The sequence below is a fragment of the Sphingomonas oligophenolica genome (genome assembly GCF_039522915.1).
GTDB classification, from domain to species: Bacteria; Pseudomonadota; Alphaproteobacteria; order Sphingomonadales; family Sphingomonadaceae; genus Sphingomonas; species Sphingomonas oligophenolica.
On record NZ_BAAAEH010000039.1, the window covers coordinates 86,362 to 102,963 of the forward strand.

15 protein-coding genes are annotated in these 16,602 nt (G+C 67.0%); 7 read left to right on the plus strand and 8 right to left on the minus strand.

Annotated features, from left to right (window positions below; genetic code table 11):
* The first annotated feature begins 79 nt into the window (after positions 1 to 79).
* The 4 genes from ABD050_RS19510 to ABD050_RS19525 all read left to right on the plus strand — a co-directional run bounded on the left by ABD050_RS19510 (position 80) and on the right by ABD050_RS19525 (position 3,834).
* Positions 80 to 721: a PilZ domain-containing protein gene (locus ABD050_RS19510; protein WP_343891165.1), complete on the plus strand. Its 642-nt coding sequence runs from the start codon at positions 80 to 82 to the stop codon at positions 719 to 721.
* A 106-nt stretch (positions 722 to 827) separates the two neighbouring features.
* A complete protein-coding gene (locus ABD050_RS19515) occupies positions 828 to 1,952 on the plus strand; it encodes an 8-amino-7-oxononanoate synthase (RefSeq protein ID WP_343891166.1) in 1,125 nt (374 codons plus the stop codon).
* Positions 1,949 to 2,578, plus strand: coding sequence for a dethiobiotin synthase (gene bioD / locus ABD050_RS19520; RefSeq protein WP_343891167.1), 630 nt, complete (start codon positions 1,949 to 1,951; stop codon positions 2,576 to 2,578). Before ABD050_RS19515 ends, bioD begins: the two co-directional genes overlap by 4 nt.
* On the plus strand, positions 2,575 to 3,834 hold the full coding sequence (locus ABD050_RS19525; protein WP_343891218.1) for an adenosylmethionine--8-amino-7-oxononanoate transaminase: 1,260 nt from the start codon (positions 2,575 to 2,577) through the stop codon (positions 3,832 to 3,834). Before bioD ends, ABD050_RS19525 begins: the two co-directional genes overlap by 4 nt.
* Positions 3,835 to 3,894: 60 nt before the next feature.
* Here ABD050_RS19525 and ABD050_RS19530 read toward each other — a convergent pair whose 3' ends face one another.
* The 5 genes from ABD050_RS19530 to ABD050_RS19550 all read right to left on the minus strand — a co-directional run bounded on the left by ABD050_RS19530 (position 3,895) and on the right by ABD050_RS19550 (position 11,305).
* A complete protein-coding gene (locus tag ABD050_RS19530) occupies positions 3,895 to 5,319 on the minus strand; it encodes an efflux transporter outer membrane subunit (protein WP_343891168.1) in 1,425 nt (474 codons plus the stop codon).
* A 13-nt stretch (positions 5,320 to 5,332) separates the two neighbouring features.
* Positions 5,333 to 8,518: an efflux RND transporter permease subunit gene (locus ABD050_RS19535; RefSeq protein WP_343891169.1), complete on the minus strand. Its 3,186-nt coding sequence runs from the start codon at positions 8,516 to 8,518 to the stop codon at positions 5,333 to 5,335.
* Positions 8,519 to 8,702: 184 nt separating this feature from the next.
* Complete coding sequence (locus ABD050_RS19540) at positions 8,703 to 9,968, minus strand: efflux RND transporter periplasmic adaptor subunit (RefSeq protein ID WP_343891170.1); 1,266 nt, start codon at positions 9,966 to 9,968, stop codon at positions 8,703 to 8,705.
* Entirely contained in the window at positions 9,965 to 10,384 is a 420-nt protein-coding gene (locus ABD050_RS19545; protein ID WP_343891171.1) for a hypothetical protein, read from the minus strand. The genes ABD050_RS19540 and ABD050_RS19545 overlap by 4 nt, the downstream gene beginning before the upstream one ends.
* Before the next feature lie 306 nt (positions 10,385 to 10,690).
* Positions 10,691 to 11,305, minus strand: a complete 615-nt coding sequence (locus ABD050_RS19550; RefSeq protein WP_343891172.1) for a TetR/AcrR family transcriptional regulator — start codon at positions 11,303 to 11,305, stop codon at positions 10,691 to 10,693.
* Positions 11,306 to 11,759: 454 nt separating this feature from the next.
* Here ABD050_RS19550 and ABD050_RS19555 point away from each other — a divergent pair, with 454 nt between their 5' ends.
* Positions 11,760 to 12,359, plus strand: coding sequence for a hypothetical protein (locus ABD050_RS19555; RefSeq protein ID WP_343891173.1), 600 nt, complete (start codon positions 11,760 to 11,762; stop codon positions 12,357 to 12,359).
* Between the two features lie 11 nt (positions 12,360 to 12,370).
* On the opposite strand, the gene ABD050_RS19560 is transcribed toward ABD050_RS19555, so the two are convergent.
* Positions 12,371 to 13,003 carry a TetR/AcrR family transcriptional regulator gene (locus tag ABD050_RS19560; RefSeq protein ID WP_343891174.1) on the minus strand — a complete coding sequence of 211 codons (633 nt, stop codon included), beginning with the start codon at positions 13,001 to 13,003 and terminating at the stop codon, positions 12,371 to 12,373.
* A gap of 168 nt (positions 13,004 to 13,171) precedes the next feature.
* Between ABD050_RS19560 and ABD050_RS19565 the strand changes: the two genes are divergently transcribed.
* Together ABD050_RS19565 and ABD050_RS19570 are read left to right on the plus strand one after the other, a co-directional pair.
* The gene (locus tag ABD050_RS19565) at positions 13,172 to 13,495 is read left to right on the plus strand and encodes a 2Fe-2S iron-sulfur cluster-binding protein (protein ID WP_343891175.1); all 324 of its coding nucleotides are present in this window, start codon (positions 13,172 to 13,174) and stop codon (positions 13,493 to 13,495) included.
* 38 nt (positions 13,496 to 13,533) lie between these two features.
* On the plus strand, positions 13,534 to 14,754 hold the full coding sequence (locus ABD050_RS19570) for a cytochrome P450 (RefSeq protein WP_343891176.1): 1,221 nt from the start codon (positions 13,534 to 13,536) through the stop codon (positions 14,752 to 14,754).
* Positions 14,755 to 14,824: 70 nt separating this feature from the next.
* Here ABD050_RS19570 and ABD050_RS19575 read toward each other — a convergent pair whose 3' ends face one another.
* Positions 14,825 to 16,141 carry a hemolysin family protein gene (locus ABD050_RS19575; protein WP_343891177.1) on the minus strand — a complete coding sequence of 439 codons (1,317 nt, stop codon included), beginning with the start codon at positions 16,139 to 16,141 and terminating at the stop codon, positions 14,825 to 14,827.
* Positions 16,142 to 16,315: 174 nt separating this feature from the next.
* The gene (locus ABD050_RS19580) at positions 16,316 to 16,579 is read right to left on the minus strand and encodes a hypothetical protein (protein WP_343891178.1); all 264 of its coding nucleotides are present in this window, start codon (positions 16,577 to 16,579) and stop codon (positions 16,316 to 16,318) included.
* Positions 16,580 to 16,602 lie beyond the last annotated feature (23 nt).

Sequence of the window (16,602 nt, forward strand, 5' to 3'; positions counted from 1 at the left end):
CAGGGGCGGGGGGGGCGGCGACTGACCTGGCGAGCAGGTACAGGCGTCGAACAATATCGCTCGCTGGAGGCGCCCTTCAATGCTCGAAAATTGCAATAATGGCGGACTGACGACAGCTTCTCTATCCGGCAAGCCAGCACTCCCGAACGATCGACGCCAGCATGCCCGGCATGTCTCGGTGCTGCGCGTGGCCAAAATCAACACCCCACGAAGCGAAGAGCTTTGTCTCGTTCGCAACATTTCGGGAAAAGGCATGATGGTCCATGTCTATTCAGATCTGTGCGTCGGCGACCCGGTGAGCACCGAGTTCAATTCCGGCAAGCCGATCGCCGGCAGGATTATCTGGCATCGCGAGGGAATGATCGGAATCGAGTTCGACGAGAGCCTCGACCCCGACAGCATTCTTTCCGGCACCAATTCAGTGCCGGCCGCGCCGCATCCGCGCCCGCCGCGCGTCGGGCTCGAATTGCACGGCCGCATCCGGGTGGGCTCGCGCTATCAGACGGTAACCCTGTGCAATATCTCGCAGGGTGGCGCGAACATCCGGCCATCGGAACCCGACACGGTGCTCGAGAAGGTGGTCCTCATGGTCAACGGCCTGCCCCCGATCGCTGGGTCCGTGCGGTGGCAGGACGAGGAGCATGCCGGCATCGAATTCGACATTCCCGTCTCGTTCGAGGTGCTTGCGCGGTGGGTGCCTTCGGTGCGCCGACAAGGGTAAGGGCGCGGTCGATCCGGAAGGCGCGGCGGCAGCCTCTCGCCGCCGCTGAGATGTCGGCGCGCATCATCATCGTCAAAGCCGAGAGTTCGCGCTAACGGGTTGCGGCATGTCGATGTTCGCCGCCCATCATAGTCACCTCGCCGCGCTCGCGGCACGAGACCGTCTCCGCCAGCTGACCTCCCGGCGCGGCATTGATTTCTCCTCGAACGACTATCTTGCGCTCGCCGCCTCGGCGCGGCTCGCCAATGCCGTGACCGACGCGGTCGCGCGCGGCGTTCCGGTCGGGTCCGGCGGATCGCGGCTGCTCCGCGGCAACAGCGAGGAGCATGAGGCGCTTGAAGCCGAGGCAGCCCGATTCTTCGGCGTCGAGGCGGCGCTCTATTTCTCGAGCGGCTATGCCGCCAACACGGCCTTGTTCGCCACCCTGCCGCAACGCGGCGACCTGATCGTGCATGACGAGCTGGTTCATGCCAGTGCGCATGAGGGGCTGCGGCTCGGCCGCGCCGCTTTCGTCCCCGCGACGCACAATGACCCACAGGCCTTCGAGGATGCGATCACCGCCTGGCGGCAAGCCGGCGGCACGGGACGGCCATGGATCGCCGTCGAAAGCCTCTACAGCATGGACGGCGACCGTGCGCCGCTCGACGCGCTCGCGGGAATCGCGGCACGGAATGATGCTTTCCTGCTGATCGACGAGGCACATGCAACCGGTGTTTTCGGGGCGAACGGCCGCGGCCTCGCCCATCATCTGGACGGCCGGGAGAATGTCATCACGCTGCGCACCTGCGGCAAGGCGCTCGGGTGCGAAGGGGCGCTTCTGTGCGGGCCGATGGCGGTGCGCGATTTCCTGGTGAATCGCGGCCGCGCCTTCATCTTCTCGACCGCGCCCTCTCCATTGATGGCGAGCGCCGTGCGCGAGAGCCTGCGCATCATCGCCGACGAACCCGGCAGGCGCGCGCGCCTGCAGACGCTGGTGGCTGCCGCCGAGCGGGCGCTGGCGCGCTCCGGCGTAGTGCCGAGCGGATCGCAGATCCTGCCGCTGATCCTTGGCGACGATGCGCTGACGATGCGGGTTGCCGACATGGTGCAGTCGGCCGGTTTCGACGTTCGGGGCATCAGGCCGCCGACAGTGCCGGCCGGCACGTCGCGCTTGCGCATCTCGATCACCCTCAACGTGACCGAGACCGAGATCGAGGCATTGGGCGACGCGGTCGAGGCGGCGCTGCGATGACCGGACGGGCGATCGTCGTCACCGGGACCGATACCGATATCGGCAAGACAGTGTTCGCGGCCGCGCTCGCCGGTACGCTCGGCGGCTCTTACTGGAAGCCGGTCCAGGCCGGGATCGAGGGTGGGGGCGATACCGAGACTGTGGCGAGGCTCGGCGGATTGCCGCCGGCGCGAATCCTGCCCGAGGCCTATCGGCTGCAAACGCCCTGCTCGCCCCACCGCGCCGCCGAGATTGACGGGATCGAGATCGATATTGGCCGCCTCACCCTGCCGCGGGTAGACGGCCCGCTGATCGTCGAGGGCGCGGGCGGGGTGCTCGTGCCCGTCACCCGCGACATGCTCTTCGCCGATCTGTTCGCGCGCTGGGCACAGCCGGTGGTGCTGGTCGCGCGGACCGGTCTCGGCACGATCAACCACAGCCTGCTCTCGATCGAGGCGCTCAGATCGCGCGGCGTGCCGATCCTCGGCATCGCCTTTGTCGGTGACGCGGTCGAGGACAGCGAAGCAACCATCGCGCGGATCGGGGGGGTGAAGCGGCTCGGCCGCCTGCCCCGCGTCGAGCCGCTCGACGCAGTGACATTGCGCGCCGCTTTCCTGGCCCATTTCGATGTGGAGGATTTCCGCTGAGCGACTCCCCCATCTGGCATCCCTTCACCCAGCATGGCCTTGGCGAGGAAATCCCGCTCGTCACGCGTGCCGAAGGGGCGGCGCTGCACACCAGCGACGGCCGGCGGATTGTCGACGGCATCTCGTCCTGGTGGGTGACGACCCACGGCCATTGCCATCCCCGGATCATGGCGGCGATCGCGGCGCAGACTGAAAAGCTCGACCAGATCATCTTCGCGGGCTGGACTCATGAGCCGGCCGAAACGCTCGCGCGAGGGTTGGTGGAGATCATGCCGGCGGCGCTGACCCGCATCTTCTTCTCGGATTCGGGATCGACCAGTGTCGAGGTCGCGCTGAAGATGGCGCTCGGCTATTGGGCCAATCGCGGCGCGCCGCGCGGCCGGATCCTGGTGCTGCAGCACAGCTATCATGGCGACACGATCGGCGCGATGTCGGTCGGCGCGCGCGGCGTGTTCAACCAGGCTTATACGCCGTTGCTGTTCGATGTCGGCACCGTCCCCTTCCCGGCTGCAGGCCAGGAACAGGCGACCCTCGACGCTCTGGAAGCGGCGTGCCGCGAGCATCCTGCCGCCTTCATCGTCGAGCCCTTGATCCTCGGCGCGGGCGGGATGCTGATCTATCCAGCCCGGGTGCTGGCCGAAATGCGGGCGATCTGCGCCCGCCACGATGTGATCTTCATCGCCGACGAGGTCATGACCGGCTGGGGCCGCACCGGCACCTTGCTCGCCTGCGAACAGGCCGATGTGGTGCCTGACATCCTGTGTCTCTCGAAGGGGCTTACCGGCGGCGCCGTGCCACTTGCCGTCACCCTGGCGACCGAGGCGATCTATGCGGCGCATCTGTCGACTGACCGCGCGCGGATGTTCTTCCACTCGTCGAGTTACACAGCCAACCCGATCGCCTGCGCCGCCGCCAACGCCAACCTCGCGATCTGGCGCGAGGAGCCTGTGCAGGAGCGCGTCGCCGATCTGGGTGTGCGCCAACGCGGGCGCCTCGCTGCGCTGGCTGGCCATCCGGCTGTGCGCAATGCACGGTCGATCGGCACCATCGCAGCGCTCGAGCTTGGCAGCGGCGAGGGCAGCTATCTCTCGCAGCTTGGCCCGAAGCTGCTCGGCTTTTTCCGCGAGCGCGACCTGCTGATCAGGCCGCTCGGCAACACCATCTATGTCATGCCGCCCTATTGCATCGGCGACGATGATCTGGACGCGATCTATGCGGCGATCGCTGAGGCGAGCAGCTGGCTCGAAATGAGTTGAAGCCCTCCTCCTTCCCCCTTCCCCGGCCTGCGCCCGGGAAGGGGGAAGGATTCAATGCGCCTAACGGCTGCTCGCCACCTTCACATCAGCCTTGCTCCACCCGCCGCCAAGCGACCGGAACAGATCGACCTGCGCTCCGGCAATCCGCGCATTCGAGGCAGCAAGGTCGGCATCGGTATCGGCAAAGGTCCGCTCGGCGTCGAGCACCACGAGGAAATCGATCTGCCCCTCGCGCTGCCGGGCGCGGGTGATGCGCGCCGCCGCCGCGGCACCGTCACGCGCGGAGACCAAAGCGGCATGGCGCCTCAACTCCTGCTGATAGGTCGAGAGCGCCGTCTCGGTTTCCTCCAGCGCGCCGAGCACCGTCCCGTCGAACTGGGCGAGCGCTGCGCGGCTATCGGCCTGGCTGCCCGCGATCCGGGCGCGGACTGCGTCCTGGTTCAACGACCAGCTGATCAGCGGCCCGACCAGCCAGCGCAGCGCGCCGCCGGTGAACAAATCACTCAGCGAGGCGCTGGTCGCCCCGACCGACCCGCCGAGGCTGATATGCGGATAGAGATCGGCGGTAGCGACCCCGATTCGGGCAGTCGCCGCCGCCAGCCTTTGCTCGGCCGCGCGGACATCGGGACGCCGGGCAAGCAGCGCCGCACCGTCACCGACCGGGATCGGCTGGTCGAGCACGGGCGTGGTCGAGCGCTCGGCGGCAATCGCCGGCAGGTCCTGCGGGGTGCGGCCGGTCAGCGTCGCGAGCCGGAACAGCGCCGCCTGGCGCTCGGCCTCGATCTCGGGGACGAGCGCGGCGCGCTGGTCGCGTAGCGTGGTGATGCGCACAAGATCGAGCTTCTCCGCCCGGCCTGCATCGACTCGCTTGCCGGTGAGCGTGGCGGATTTGTCGAGCAGGTCGACGATCCGCTTCGCTACCGCCAGCCGCTCGGCCGATGAGGCCGCATCGACATAGGCGCGGGTAGTCGCCGCGACGACCGAGACGCGCACCGCATCGGCGTCGGCATCCGCCGCGCGGACATCGCCGCGCGCCGCCTCGATACTGCGCCGGACGCGGCCGGCGAGATCGACCTCATAGGAGACGTTCAGCCCGGCATCATAGGAGGCGCCTTCGGCCGGCGTGCCGGGCAGGCGCTGGGCATCGGCCGTGCGGCCATAGCCACCGGTCGCGCCGATATTCGCCTGGGGCAGCCGGTCCGACCGGGCGCCGCGCAGGCTCGCACGGGCCTTATCGAGCCGTGCCACCGCGACGCGGATATCGGTGTTGGCGGCAAGCGCATCCGCCACCAGCTGGTCGAGCACCGGGTCGTTGTAGAGCCGCCACCAGCTTTCGTCCGCCGGGGCAGTCGAGACGGCCGGGTTGGCGCTGCCGAGGAACGCGCCGGTCGCCTTGGGTGGCGCGATCGGCGCCTTGAAGTCGGGGCCGGCGGCGCAGGCGGAGAGTGCCAGCGCGGAAAGCGAGGCGAGCAGGATATGTTTCATGGGAGCCGCTCCTTTATTCGGCGGGCTGAAGGCTGAGGTCGTGCGCTGCCGGGCGGCGACGGCGAAGGCCCGCAAGCCTCAGCGCCAGCGCCCGGCAGACGACATAGAAGGTCGGGGTGAAGAGCAGGCCGAAGCCGGTGACGCCGATCATCCCGAAGAACACCGCCGTTCCCAACGCCTGGCGGAGCTCGGAGCCCGCGCCGGTCGCCAGCACCAAAGGCACGGTGCCGAGGATGAAGGCGAAGCTGGTCATCAGGATCGGCCGCAACCGGGTCTGGGCCGCGCGCACCGCAGCCTCGATCGGCGACAGTCCGTCCTGCTCCTCGGCCTGCTTGGCGAACTCGACCACGAGGATCGCATTCTTCGCGGCAAGCGCGATCAGCACGACAAGCCCGATCTGCGTCAGGACGTTGTTGTCCATGCCCCGCAGGTTCACGCCGGTCATTGCCGCGAGCAGGCACATCGGCACGATCAGGATGATCGCCAGCGGCAAAGTGACGCTTTCATATTGCGCCGCCAGCACCAGGAAGACGAACACAACCGCCATCAGGAAGACGATGCCCGCCGTGCTGCCGGCCAGCTTCTGCTGATAGGCAATGCCGGTCCATTCATGGGTATAGCCGGCCGGCAGCACCGTATCGGCGAGCTTCTCCATCGTCACCAGCGACTGGCCCGAGGAGAATCCCGGCGCGGTGTCGCCATCCACCTCGACCGCTGGGGCGAGATTGTAGCGGACGACACGGTACGGCCCGGTCTTGTCCTGGAAGGTCGCGACTGAGCCGATCGGCACCATCTGGCCCGAGTTGGAGCGGGTCTTCAGGTTGGCGATATCGGCGGTGGTGTTGCGGAACGGCGCGTCGGCCTGCGCTGTGACATGATAGGTCCGCCCGAGCAGGTTGAAGTCGTTGACGAAAGCCGATCCGAGATAGACCTGCAGCGCCTCGAACACCCGCTCCGGCGGCACGCCGAGCATGTTCGCCTTGGTGCGGTCGACATCAGTGAAGATGCGCGGCGTGGTCGTATCGAAGAAGGTGTAGATCTGCTGCAAGCCCTTGGTCTGGTTCGCCTTGCCGATCAGACCGAAGCTTGCCTTGCCGAGCGCGTCATAGCCGCGCGCCTGCGGATCCTGCACCATCATCCGATAGCCGCCGGCCGAGCCGATGCCCTGGATCAGCGGCGGCGGCACGATCATCAGCCGCGCCTCGTCGATATCGGCAGTCGCCTTGCGCGCCTCGCCCATGATGCTGGCAAGGGTCACGCCGAGCTTGGCGCGCTCCTCGAAGCTCTTGAGCGGGATATAGGCAGCGGCCGAATTGGGAGCGAGCGTCTGCGACGGGCCGTCGAAGCCGGCGAGCATCACGGCGCCCTTCACCCCGGCGAGCGGTAGGATGCGCGCCGCGACCTTGCGCATCGTCGCATCGGTGCGCTCGATCGAGGAGCCCGGCGGCAGCTGGATCACGGTCAGGAAATAACCCTGGTCCTGTGCCGGCACGAAGCCCGACGGAGTCCAGGCGAAGATCGCCGCGGTCAGCGCGATCAGGCCGCCATAGACGAGCATCATCCGCCGCGGCGCGCCGACCAGCCGGCGGGTGAGCGCCGCATAGGCCAGGCTCATCCGTTCGAAGCCCGCATTGAAGCGGTCCCCCGCCTTGCGGACGAAGCGCTGGAAGGCATTGCCGGCCGTCACGTCCTCATGCGGGCGCAGCAGCAGGGCAGCGAGCGCCGGCGAGAGGGTGAGCGAGAGGACGAGCGAGATGATCGTCGCGGTCGAGATGGTCACCGCGAACTGGCGGTAGAAGGCGCCCGACAGGCCCGACAGGAACACCGTCGGCACGAACACCGCGCAGAGCACGAGGACGATCGCGACCAGCGCGCCCGACACCTCGTCCATCGAGGTGCGCGCAGCCTGCAGGGGCGAGAGCCCCCGTTCGAGATTGCGCTCGACATTCTCGACCACGACGATCGCGTCGTCGACCACCACGCCGATCGCCAGCACGAGGCCGAACAGCGACAGGTTGTTGAGCGAATAGCCAAAGGCGGCGAGCACCGCGAAGGTGCCGATCAGCGAGACGGGGATCGCGACCACCGGGATGATCGCGGCGCGCCATTTCTGGAGGAAGACGAGAATCACCAGCACGACGAGGATCATTGCCTCGAGCAGCGTGTGCTTCACGGCGTCGATCGACTGGGCGATGAACTCGGTCGGGTTGTAGATCACCCGATATTCGAGGCCCTTGGGGAAGTGCGTCGACATGGACTTCATCTCGGCCGACACCGCGTTGGCGGCGGCGAGCGCGTTCGAGCCGGGGCGCTGGAACACGGCCAGGATCACCGTCGGCTGGCCACTGATATAGGTGTTGGTGCCGTAATCCTGCGCCCCGAGCTCGACCCGGGCGACGTCCGACACCTTGACCTGGCGGCCGTCGGGGTCGGTGCGGATCACCACGTCGGCGAACTGCTTCGGATCGTTCAGGCGCCCTTGCGTCTCGACATTGAGCTGGAAGGCGTTGCCCGTCGAATAAGGCGGCTGGCCGAGCGTGCCCGCCGCGACCTGGACGTTCTGGGCGCGGAGTGCCGCGACGATCTCGCCGGCGGTGAGGTCGAGCGCGGCGGCGCGGCCGGGATCGATCCACACCCGCATCGCATAATCGCGCGAGCCGAACAGCTGCACGTCACCGACGCCGTCGATCCGGCTCAGCCGGTCGCGGACCTGAGTCAGCGCATAGTTGGAGATATAGCCGCGATCGAGGCTGTTGTCGGGCGACACCAGGTTCACGACCATCAGGAAGTCGGGCGAGGTCTTGCGCGTCACCACGCCGAGGCGCTGCACCTCCTCCGGCAGGCGCGGCACGGCGACCGCGACGCGGTTCTGCACCAGCACCTGCGCCGCATCGAGATTGGTGCCCTGCTTGAAGGTGACGGTGATGACGAGCTTGCCGTCCCCGGTCGATTGCGACGACTGGTAGAGCATGTTGTCGACGCCGTTGATCTCCTGCTCGATCGGCGCCGCGACCGTCTCCGCGACGGTCTCGGCAGACGCGCCGGGATAATTGGCGCTGACCGTCACGGTCGGGGGCACGATGTCAGGATATTGCGACACCGGCAGGCTCATATAGGCGATCGCCCCCACCAGGGTGATGACGACGGCTATCACGGCGGCGAAAATCGGGCGCGTGATGAAGAAGCGCGAAAGGCGCATGGATTTCGTCCTCGAAGAAGAGGTTGACCCGCCACGGGGCGGGGGAGCCAAAAAGAACAGTTTCCCCATCCGTCAGGCCGGACTTGTTCCGGCATCCACGGCCCCGCGAGAGCAACCAGCTCTGATGGCGCGGCCCGGTGGACCCCGGAACAAGTCCGGGGTGACGGGTGGATGTTGGGCTAGCTCAGTTCGCGATCGTCGCCTCGCCCGCGACCGGCAGCGACACCGTCGGCGGCGCAGCCGACGCACTGCCGACGATATGGCCCGGCTTGGGCGCAACCTTCGCGCCCGGCATTGCCATCTGAGTCCCGGCGATGATCACCCGGTCGGTCGGCGCAAGGCCCGAGCGGATAATCCGCAAGCCATCGACCACCGGACCGAGCACGACCGGCTTGGCCGCAACCTGGTCCTGCGTGTCGACGGTGAGTACGACCTTGCGCGCCTGGTCAGTCTGGATCGCCGTATCCGGCACCAGCAGGGCCTGCGCCTTGCCGGCACTGGCGAGCCGCATATTGCCGAACATGCCGGGCGTCAGGAAATAGTTCGGATTAGCCAGCACCGCCCGGCCGCGGATCGTGCCCGAGCGCTGGTCGAGCCCGTTATCGGTAAAATCGAGCTGGCCTTTCCAGCGATGCTCGGTCTCGTCCTGGAGCTGGATCTCGACTGCGGCCGGCGCGGCGCCCGGCTGACGCGCCCGCTGGGCCTTGAGGTAGAGCGCCTCGGACCCGTCGAAGGTGAAGTAGATCGGGTCGAGCGCGTTGATCGTGGTCAGCACGGTGCCGGTCGTCCCTTCGCCGCCCGCAACCTGGTTGCCGGCATCGACCTTGCGGTCCGAGATCCGGCCCGAGATCGGCGCGCGAACCTGGGTGAACTCGACATCGAGCGCGCGTGCCCGCACCCGGGCATCGGCCGCGGCAAGCGCTGCCTGTGCTGCCTGGACCTTGGCCCGGAGCGAATCGACCTCGCCGGCCGAGACTGCCTCGTCAGCGATCAGCCGGGTCGCGCGGCCGAGATCGGCCTGGGCAAGCGCCAGCGCACTGCGGGCGCTCGCCGCATTGGCGCGCGCCTCGGCGAGCGCCGCATTGAACGGACGCGGGTCGATCGTGAAGAGCAGCTGCCCCTTGTGGACGATCTCGCCGTCGCGGAAATGGATTCCGGTCACTTCGCCCGCCACCCGCGGGCGAATCTCGACCGAACGGCTCGGCGCGAAGCGACCGACATAATCATCCCACTCGCTGACGTCGCGCACCAGGGGTGCCGCGACCGTCACTGCCGCAGGGGGCGGGGCAGCAGCGACGGCCGGGGACTTCTCGGCGAGCTTCGAGCCCGCCGCCGCGACCAGCGCGAGAGGAATGAGGACGAGCGCGGCGCGCTTCGTCCGGGGGAAGCTGGAAAAGCCGGTTCGGACCGGCTGCGCCTCATCGGCGTCAATGGGGGTGATCATGTTCATGCGGCGATCCTCGGCGTAGCGTAAATCTGGGTAAGGCCGACCCGGTCGCCGGTGACGCTCGCCACCAGGGTCTCGGCCTGATCGATGGTGAAGCCGGCTTCGACGAACCGGTCGATTTCGGCCTGGGGCAGGGCATAGCCGCGCCGCCAGGCATAGACGGCGACCCGCCGCAGCGCCTCGAGGCGCGGATCGGCAAGGCGCGATGTGGTGCCGAAGCCGAACAGGCTGCCGATCGCCCGCGACATGCGGCTCGGGTCGTCGAGCGACGCGATGCTGTCGCGGCGGGAGACGGCAATCACGCTCCATTCGAGCGCGGAAAAGCCGGACTCGGCGGTAGCGTCAGCTGCAGCGGCGGCATGTGCGCCACGGCTGCGGACCGGGGCGGCGAACATATTGTCGATGTCCAGATAAGCCATGGAAATTCTCCCTGAAGTCTGGCCGCAGGGCACCGTTCGCAGGGACGGGTTCGTCCGCGTTGGGCGCGCCATGAGGCGTGATGATCCGGCGCGGGACACCTACCCGGCGCCCGTCGTCGTGATTGGAAATGATGGGGCACGACAGGCCGGAGCCGGTCGCGATCAGTTCAGCCGTTTGATACGATCATGGGCGTTCCCTTCGCCGACAGCGAGGCCCCGAAGAGACTCACCTTCCATACCGATCGGTATATAACTCTATGCTGCGCCGCGTCAACCGCCTTTTGTACCGGCAGGTATATTTATTTTCTAGCGCGTTGGCCAGACCGACAGGCTCGTCTCGACGAGTTGCTGCAACTGGCTGCAGGTGGCGCCCGCGCCAGCCTGGACCGACAGGCCCTGCATCAGCGCGAACAGATACCGCACAAGCGCTTCCGGCTCGAGGCCATCGGGCAAATCGCCTTCGGCCTTGGCGCGCTCGAATCGGGCGATCAGCGCCGCTTCGGACGAGGCGCGGCGCGCGACGACATGCGCCTTGATCGATTCGGCCTCGAGCCCGCACGCGCTCATGCTGATAACCCCAAGGCACCCCTTTGGATCGCCCGGGCTCATCTGCATTTCGAGCGCGCCGTGCATCAGCCGTTCGGCGACGCCCCGCGCGGTCGGCGCGTCGAGCGCGGTCGCCATATAAGCCAGCTTCTCGCGCTCGTAGAGATCAAGCGCCTTGTTGAACAACGCCTCCTTGTTGCCGAAGGCGGCATAGAGGCTCGGCTTGGTGATCCCCATTTCGGCGGTCAGCTCGGCCATCGACGCGCCCTCATAGCCGCGGCTCCAGAATACCCGGAGTGCGGCGGCGAGCGCCTGATCCACACAGAATTCTCGCGGCCTGCCCTTGGGCGGCGCTGGGGCGAGGTCTTGTTCCATACCGATCGGTATATAGTAAGATTTTCGGGAACGTCCAGCCCTGCCGAATGACGGCGGCAGCCAGGCGCGATCTGCCGCTCCCCGTTCCTCCCTGTTCCTCCCTGTTCCTCCCTGTTCCGTGCCGAAATCTTTTTTTGGGACGATTCCTCCCTGTTATGTTGGAATTTCGTGGCAAATTCGCATCGGGATTCCAGTGACTTGAAGTCACTTCTCCCTGTTCCCGAAGAACAGGGAGGCGTTCGCGGCATAACAGGGAGAGCTCAGGATCGAACAGGGAGGGCATATCGACACCAACAAGCAAGACCGGGCGCGATTCGCCGGGCGGACCGCGATTGCCTTGCTAGCGGCTTATTCCGCGGGTTGAATCGCGCCCCGTTCCAGGCCGGCGTTGATAGCTGGCATTTGCGGGCGCCGCTGCGGTAAGGCTGGCCGGCACCACCAGGGAAGCGGCATCATGGAAACGACCCTCATTCTCGCGCTGCTCGCAATATTTGCGCTCGTCGTCATCTTCGGCATCATATGGGGCGCGATGCTGAAGCGCCGGCGCATCGCCGGCGACAAGCAGTTCGTGGCCAATCGCGAGGCAGCCGAAAAAGGCTCGCCCGGATCGACCACGGCTCAGCCGGCGGGCTCAGCCGCGCCCGCCCCGCCGTCGCTTGCCGATGAGCCGGTGGCCGCCGCTGCCCCGCTGGAGGCCAACCCGGCGGCGCTCGCCGCTGACCTGGCGCCCGAACCGGCCGCGCCGTCCGCGCCAGTCGAAGCCTCTGCCCCAATCGAGGCGCCTGCCCCGGTCGAAGCGCGGGCAGCACCAGCGGCAGCTGACCTGACCCAGCTCAAAGGCCTCGGTCCCAAGCTCGCCGCCACCCTCGCCGAGCTCGGCTTCACCCGCATCGACCAGATCGCAGCGCTGACTCCGACCGAGGCCGCGGATCTCGACGCGCGGCTCGGCGCCTTCCAGGGACGGATGGCGCGTGACCGGTGGATCGAGCAGGCCAAACTGCTCAGCGCCGGCGACAAGGCCGGCTACGAAGCCGAATTCGGGAAGATCGGCTGAAGCCGCGGGCGCTAGGCCGCGATCGCCCGACGGCAAAACTCCCAGATATCCGCAGCAAGCCTGACCCGGCGCTCGTGATCGCGCCGGCTGGCCTCCTCCGCCAGCAGCTCGGTGTGAACGGTGGTGGAGACCAGATTATACACCAGGGTCGCAAGGCGCTCCGGAGCGCCAGTCCGGACTGACCCGGCCTCCATGCCGTCCGACAACTGACGGGCGATCAACTGGAGGAGCGGATCAAGCGCTGCCTGCAGGTCGCCCGGACGGGATTCGGCCAGGCGCAGATGCTCGCGGCTCAAAGCTGCCGCCCGGCGGCTGCCATGCCCGTCATCCGGGCCTTCAGGAACGCTCCGTCCAAGTGCGATGCAGGTAACGATCAATCCGAGCCGTTCCATCGGATCCGACAGGGGCTCGATCTGGGCGCTATAGTGGCTGGCGGCCCGCCTGATCGTCTGCTCGAAGACGGCCAGCATCAGATCGTCCTTGCCGGCGAAACGTTCGTAAAAGGCGCGGCGCGCCAGCCCGGTTCGCATCAGCACCGCGCGAATCGTCAACCCTTCCAGGCCTTCCTCATCGAGCAGCTCATAGGCAGCATCGACGATCTGCCGGCTGCGCTCCAGGAACTGATCCCGCCCGGCATCAGCCATATCGGCCCGAGCCGGGGCGCGAGCGGGGGCGGGGGAAAGGCGGGATGTGGCAGCCAGGATCATCGACCATCGCAATTGAGAACAATGTTCTTCCCTCCTAGCGCATTCCGATGATATGGGTAATCGTGAGAACGGCGTTCTCAATCTGACTGAATCGAGGAGAGTGGCGTGACCTTCGTGACCTATATCGAGCACAGCGGCGCCGAGCATAAGGTCGACGTGCCCAATGGCGATTCGGTCATGCAGGGCGCGGTCAACAACATGATCGAGGGGATCGTCGCCGAATGCGGCGGCGGCCTCGCCTGCGCGACCTGCCATTGCTATGTCGACGACGCCTGGATCGACCGCGTCGGCCCGCCCTCCGGGCCTGAATCCGAGATGCTCGAATTCGCCGCCAATGCGCCCGGGCGGGGCAGCCGGCTGAGCTGCCAGATCAACGTCACCGACGCGCTCGACGGCCTCGTCGTCCGCCTGCCCGAATCCCAATTCTGACGCGCGCGCCGCGACAGCGACAATCAAGGAGAGTGACGATGGCGACGACCGAAGCGCTGGCCCAATTCGATATCCCGGCGCATGTGCCGCCCGAACTCGTCCACCCGCTCGGCATCACCGAGAGCGCCGAGTTCCTCGCCGCACCGCACGCGTTCATGGCCGGCCTGCACGGCAAATATCCGCCGATCGTCTATAGCCCGAGCGCGCAGACCGGCTCGGCGTGGCAGCTGACCCGCTATGAGGACGCCTATTTCGTCCTGCGCCATCCCGAGATCTTCACCACCGCCGGGGCGACGCCTTTCCCGCGCGATCCGAACAATTATTTCTACTTCATCCCGCTCGAGATCGATCCGCCCGACCACCGCAAATATCGGGCGATCCTGGAGCCGACCTTCTCGCCCAAGGGAATCGCCAGGCTCGACGAAAGCATCCGGCGGCTGGCCAATGACCTGATCGACCAGTTCATCGCCAAGGGCAGCTGCGAATTCACCAGGGATTTCGGACGGCCGCTCCCCGTCTCCGTCTTCCTCGACCTGATGGGCCTGCCGCAGGACATGCTCGACACCTTTGTCGGCTGGGCGATCGGGCTGCTGCACTCGCAAGACCGCGAAACGGCGGGGCGGTGCATGAAGGAAGCAGTCGCCTATATGCAGACGGTGATCGCCGAAAAGGCGCAGCACCCCGATGACGGCGTGATCAGCACGATCGTGCATTCGACGCCGGGGGGCGAGCCGATGACGGGCCAGGAGATTTTCGGCTTCGTCTTCTTCCTGTTCATCGCCGGGCTCGACACGGTGTTCGCGACGCTCAACAACATCTTCCTGTGGCTCGCCGAGAATCCCGACCGGCGCCAGGAGATCATCGACAATCCGGACAATATCGATGCGATCGCCGAGGAACTGCTGCGCGTCTTCTCGGTGACCTTTTCCGGCCGCACCCTGACCCAGGATTACGAGCTGCGCGGCGTGAAGATGAAGAAGGGCGACAAGGTCACCTCGATCCTGCCGGCGTGCAATTACGACCCGTCCGTCTTCGAGAATCCGCAGGAGGTGAATTTCCACCGACCGCGCAAGCCGAACCTCGCCTTTGCCGGCGGCGTGCACAGCTGCATGGGCGCGCATCTGGCACGGCTCGAGGTGAAGATCTCGATCACCGAATTCCTCAAGCGGCTGCCTGACTTCCACGTCAGCGAGGATGCCGCAATCGAGTATTGGCCGGGTGGGGTGGTTGGGCCGAAGGCGCTGCCGCTCAGTTGGTGACGGCGGTAATTCCGATCGCTGCGCGTCGCGCCTGACCGGCCGGGAAACCAAGAAGGGAGGGCGGCGGCAGTCACCCCCCTTTGCGGCGCGCCTCGCTGACCAGAAGCTTGTCGATTCGCCGCCCGTCGAGATCGACCACCTCGAATTTCCAGCCCTGCTCGACGAAGCTCTCGCCCTCACCGGGCAAGTGGCGGAACACGGCGAGCGCGAGGCCGGCGACGGTCGCATAGTCACGATCCTCGGGCAGATCGATGCCGAGCCGTTCGGCGAGCGCATCGACCGCCATCTGGCCGGCGACGAGCAGCGATCCATCGTCGCGCTCGACCACCGAGGGCGCTTCGTCGGGATCGGCATCCGAGGCGAATTCGCCGGCGATCGCCGCGAGCAGGTCGGCCGGCGTGACGATGCCTTCGAAATGGCCATATTCGTCATGGATCAGCGCCATCGGCACTTCGGCCTGGCGGAGCGCATCGAGCGCGTCCATCGCATCGATCTGATCGAGCACCACCGGCGCCTGGCGCATCAGCACGCGAAGATCGAGCGGCTCGCCCTTGAACAGGGCGATCGCGACGTCGCGCGCCTGGACGACGCCGATCACCGTATCGACCGAGCCCTCGGTGACCGGCAGCCGGCTGTGCGAGGCGGCGACCAGCGACGCGCGGATGCCGGCATCGTCGAGCGTCGCGTCGATCCATTCGACATCGGTGCGCGGCGTCATCACCTCGCGCACCGGCCGGTCAGCGAGCCGGACCACGCCCGAGATGATCGAGCGCTCATGCTCCTCGATCACCCCTGATTTCGAGGCCTCGGCGACGATCAGATGGAGTTCCTCGGCGGTGACGTGATCCTCGGTCTCGCGTTTCAGCCGCATCAGGCGGAACAGCAGGCCGCTCGACGAATCGAGCAGCCAGACGATCGGCGCCGTGCCCCAGGCGAGCGCCGCCACCGGCCCGGCCATGGCCGCCGCAATCGGCTCGGGCGCGCGGAGCGCGATCTGCTTCGGTACCAGTTCGCCCACCACCAGCGAGGCATAGGTGGTGATGGCGATGACGATGCCGAAGCCGATCGTCTGGGTGGTCTCGTTCGCCAGGCCGAGAAAGCCGAGCCGGGCCGCCACCGGGCCGCCCAGGCTCGCGCCCGAATAGGCGCCGGCCATGATGCCGATCAGGGTGATGCCGATCTGGGTGGTCGACAGGATCTTGCCGGGATCGGCGGCGAGCGCCAGCGCGGTGCGGGCGCCGCGCTTCTTCGCCCGCGCCATCGCCTCGAGCCGCGCCTTGCGCGACGAGACAATCGCGAGCTCGGACATGGCGAAGACGCCATTGAGCACGATCAGCGCGAAGATGATCGCGACGTCGATCCAGGGGAAGGGGGGAAGCGGTGCCATGGCGCTCCCTGTTCCTTGGCGCGTTTCGCGCCGCTTCACAACCGCGCGATGAGGGGCGATCGAATCAAAGGCGGGACGAGCGGACGACCGATCGGCGCGAATCGCCGCGTGAAGGGCAGGATTTCGCTGCCTTCAGATGTGGATAAACGGCGAGGTCAGCGCGAGGAACCGGGATCAGGGCTTGCGTGACTGCGCCTGACCCGCCGCAAGTTTCGCCGCAACCTTTTCCCACTCGGCCCTTGTATGACAAACGGGGCGACCTGACGACGTTTGGATAAGGCATGTCTCATCGGGAGCGGTCAGGAGATAGGACGCCCAACGGCCGGGCATCTCCTGAAAGCGGTTCAGGTCTCCGCCCTCCAAACCATTATGGGGGACCGGCTGAGCCGCAAGCACCGGCAAAAGGGAAAGAGTGGCAGCGATGAGAATATTGCCCATTTGTCGCCTCCTGGTCGTCGTGA

Coding starts and splice junctions, on each gene's coding strand:
- ABD050_RS19530 (WP_343891168.1), bottom strand. CDS start 5,319: ATGAAACATATCCTGCTCGCCTCGCTTTCCGCGCTGGCACTCTCCGCC.
- ABD050_RS19535 (WP_343891169.1), bottom strand. CDS start 8,518: ATGCGCCTTTCGCGCTTCTTCATCACGCGCCCGATTTTCGCCGCCGTG.
- ABD050_RS19580 (WP_343891178.1), bottom strand. CDS start 16,579: ATGGGCAATATTCTCATCGCTGCCACTCTTTCCCTTTTGCCGGTGCTT.
- ABD050_RS19540 (WP_343891170.1), bottom strand. CDS start 9,968: ATGAACATGATCACCCCCATTGACGCCGATGAGGCGCAGCCGGTCCGA.
- ABD050_RS19560 (WP_343891174.1), bottom strand. CDS start 13,003: ATGGCTGATGCCGGGCGGGATCAGTTCCTGGAGCGCAGCCGGCAGATC.
- ABD050_RS19515 (WP_343891166.1), top strand. CDS start 828: ATGTCGATGTTCGCCGCCCATCATAGTCACCTCGCCGCGCTCGCGGCA.
- ABD050_RS19545 (WP_343891171.1), bottom strand. CDS start 10,384: ATGGCTTATCTGGACATCGACAATATGTTCGCCGCCCCGGTCCGCAGC.
- ABD050_RS19555 (WP_343891173.1), top strand. CDS start 11,760: ATGGAAACGACCCTCATTCTCGCGCTGCTCGCAATATTTGCGCTCGTC.
- ABD050_RS19575 (WP_343891177.1), bottom strand. CDS start 16,141: ATGGCACCGCTTCCCCCCTTCCCCTGGATCGACGTCGCGATCATCTTC.
- ABD050_RS19570 (WP_343891176.1), top strand. CDS start 13,534: ATGGCGACGACCGAAGCGCTGGCCCAATTCGATATCCCGGCGCATGTG.
- ABD050_RS19550 (WP_343891172.1), bottom strand. CDS start 11,305: ATGGAACAAGACCTCGCCCCAGCGCCGCCCAAGGGCAGGCCGCGAGAA.
- ABD050_RS19510 (WP_343891165.1), top strand. CDS start 80: ATGCTCGAAAATTGCAATAATGGCGGACTGACGACAGCTTCTCTATCC.
- bioD (WP_343891167.1), top strand. CDS start 1,949: ATGACCGGACGGGCGATCGTCGTCACCGGGACCGATACCGATATCGGC.